This is a genomic window from Frankia tisae, from assembly GCF_025403405.1.
Lineage (GTDB): Bacteria > Actinomycetota > Actinomycetes > Frankiales > Frankiaceae > Frankia > Frankia tisai.
Genome location: NZ_JANEZT010000560.1, coordinates 1 through 2,829 on the forward strand (window position 1 = coordinate 1; position 2,829 = coordinate 2,829).

The 2,829-nt window shown below is 74.0% G+C and carries 3 protein-coding genes; 2 read left to right on the forward strand and 1 reads right to left on the reverse strand.

The window, feature by feature from the left end; genetic code table 11:
* The coding region (locus NBZ85_RS29795) for a zinc-binding dehydrogenase (RefSeq protein ID WP_261563262.1) at positions 1-628 on the forward strand (628 nt) is incomplete at its 5' end.
* Between the two features lie 44 nt (positions 629-672).
* Entirely contained in the window at positions 673-1,362 is a 690-nt protein-coding gene (locus NBZ85_RS29800) for a class I SAM-dependent methyltransferase (protein WP_261554462.1), read from the forward strand.
* Positions 1,363-1,462: 100 nt separating this feature from the next.
* Here the strand turns inward: NBZ85_RS29800 and NBZ85_RS29805 are convergent, their stop codons facing one another.
* Positions 1,463-2,827 (reverse strand): peptidoglycan recognition protein family protein, encoded by a 1,365-nt coding sequence (locus tag NBZ85_RS29805; RefSeq protein WP_261563264.1) that lies wholly within the window; start codon positions 2,825-2,827, stop codon positions 1,463-1,465.
* Positions 2,828-2,829 lie beyond the last annotated feature (2 nt).

The following is a 2,829-nucleotide window of genomic DNA, read 5'->3' on the forward strand; positions in this document are numbered from 1 at the left end:
CGCCGAGCAGGTCGTGCTGCCCGCCAACCTGCTCGCCGCACGCCCGGACGCGGTGGCTCCGGCAGTCGCGGCGACCGTTCCACTCAACGCACTCACGGCCCGCCAGGCGGTGGCCGAGCTGCACCCGAGGGCGGGTGCCACCGTCGTCGTCACCGGAGCGGCCGGGGCCGTGGGCACCTTCGCCATCCAGTTCGCCGTCGGTACCGGAGCGCGAGTCGTGGCGATCGCCGGATCCGAGGACGAGCAGACGGTTCGCCGGCTGGGCGCGGAAATCTTCGTCGCTCGCAGCGACGATCCGGTCGCCGCAGTGCGCGCGGTACTTCCCGACGGGGTGGACGGCATCGTCGACGCCGCCCTGCTGGGCGAGTCGATCATTGACCTGGTGCGACCCGGCGGCACCTTCGTCGGCCTCACCCCGTCCTCGATTCCGTCGCCGCGCCCCGAAGTGACGACGGTGTCGCTGGACGTCCACGGGGATGGTCGGACCCTCGCCACGGTCATGGACGCGATTGCGCGAGGCGAGCTGGCGGTGCGCGAGGTGGAGACCTACCCTGCCGCCGAGGGAGCCAGCGCCTACGCCCGGCTGGCCAAGAGCGGCCGGCGAACGGGCCTCAGCCTGCTGTTCTGAACATCGGGGGCACTCCACGCCCGTCGGCGTCATACGATGGTCCAATGAGTGAGACGGCTATCTCATATTCTGAGACGCCCATCTGGGATCCCGTCACCTACGACGCGCAGCGCCGCCGCCTCGTCCCCTCGTTCGACCTGCTGTACGGCTCGGTCGGCGACCTGGTGGCGCGGCTCGGTGGAACCCGGCCCAGGGTGCTCGACCTGGGCGCGGGAACCGGACTGTTGGCCGCCGCCGTCGCCGCCGCGGTGCCCGGAGTCCGGCTGCACCTGTTCGACGGCGCCGGACCCATGCTCGCGAAGGCGCGGGCCCGGCTGCCCGCGGAACTCGTCGAGGGCGTCACTGTCGCCGACCTCTCCTCGGTGCTGCCGCCCGGGCCCCACGACGCCGTCGTCTCCGCGCTCGCCATCCATCACCTCGACGACCCTGGCAAGCGGGACCTGTTCGCCCGGGCGCACTCCGTGCTGCGTCCAGGTGGGGTCTTCGTGAACCTGGAGCAGGTCGACGGGCCGACCCCGGCTCTCACCCGGCAGTACGAGGACATGCACGAGCGGCACGCGCGGGCGGCGGGCTCGGACGACGCCGAATGGCAGGGCGCCCTGGGCCGGATGGCCTTCGACCGGTGCGCCCCGCTCGCCGATCAGCTCGCCTGGCTGGCCGAGGCCGGCTTCGACCCGGTCGACTGCGTCGTCAAGAACGGCCGGTTCGCCGTCTACGCCGGTTGGCGTGCCTGACCCGTCCACCGGCCGCCCGGCCCCTCCTTCGCCGGGCCGGGCGGCCTGGTCCGGAGCCGCTGCGCCGGGCCCCGGCCCCGTTCACAGGAGCCCTTGCGGTTCACAGGAGCCCTTGCGCCACCTCCAGACGGACGGGGTCCAGCGCCGCGGACAGGGCCGCCCCTGGGCATTCGGTGGCCATCCAGTCGCCATGCCCGCTGATCGCCGGCACCCGGCGCCGGGCGCCGCCAGCCGGATGGACGTAGTCGACGCTGCCGACGGGGTTCAGGCTGTGGGCTCCGCAGAGCGCCCGCAACACCAGCACGAGCGAGCGGCGCGCGGCGGCCGCCGGAACCCGGGTCCGGTGGTCGCCGAGCAGCGCGACCCCGACGTTGCCGGCATTGAACCCACCGACGTGCGCGCCGGTGACCACCTGACCGTCCGGACGGTGGCCGGGAATCCCGTCGGTTCCGGACCAGCGTCCCTCGTAGAGGGTGCCCGCCTCGTCGATGAGGAAGTGATAGCCGATATCCGCCCAGCCGCGCTCCACCGTGTGGAAGTGGTAGATCGCCCGCACGGTCGCCGCCGGGTCCGGATCGTCGTTCGGCGTCACAGTGTGATGCACGGTGATCACCTGCCCCGGATGGTAGGTCGTTCGCCAGGGCTGGCCGGTGGCCGGGTCGAGCCGCAGCGACTCATCGGCGCCCCACGCCGCCCGAGGTAGGTAGCGCAGGCCGAGGGCCGACTCTGCCGACCCGGAGGGCGCGGGAGACGGGGTGGCCTGAGCTGCTGGTGGAGGCCCGACCGTCGGGGCTGGTTCCGCTGAAGCGGCCAGCGGTGCGCGTCGCGGCCGTGGCACCGCGCGAGCCCTCGCCGGACCGCTCGACGACACCGCGGCGGACAGTCCGGCCACGGCGGCGAGGGCGGCCTGAGCCGTCACGTCCGGGACGGTCAGCCGCCGAGGCGGCCCGGACGTCGTGTTCAGCGCCGTGACGGCAACCCCGGAGGCTCCCGTCGGCACCCGCAGCTCGTAACCGGTGGCGGTCCTGGCCCCCATCAGGACCGCATGCGCGGGCGAGGCACCGGGACCCCGATCATCTCGCTCGGCGGGACAACCGACGGCCAGCGGGCTCCAGGCGCCGTATCCGCCGTTCGTCCGCCGTAGGCGGATCGCGGGGACCGTGTTCCCGGGCCCGGCTGCCAGGCCCGGGCCGGCGGCGCCACCCGGACCGCTCCAGCGCACGGCCACGTAGCCGATGCGGAACGCCGCGGTAGCCGGTCCCGTTCCCCTCGACGTCGCGCTCAGCGTCCGAGGGATGACCACCACCCGGGTACCCGCCCGGCCCAACAGACCCGCGGCGAGCGACGCGTCCGGCACGCCGGCCGAGCTTGCAGCCACCGGAGCGGCGGCGAATCCCATCGCCGCCCAGCTTCCGACGCCCGCACCGGCCAGGCCGAGAACCCTTCGCCGGGAAGGTGGGGCCAGAT

What these genes read in the sequence shown, in the direction of transcription:
- NBZ85_RS29800 (WP_261554462.1), top strand. Translation starts at nt 673, where the DNA reads ATGAGTGAGACGGCTATCTCATATTCTGAGACGCCCATCTGGGATCCC.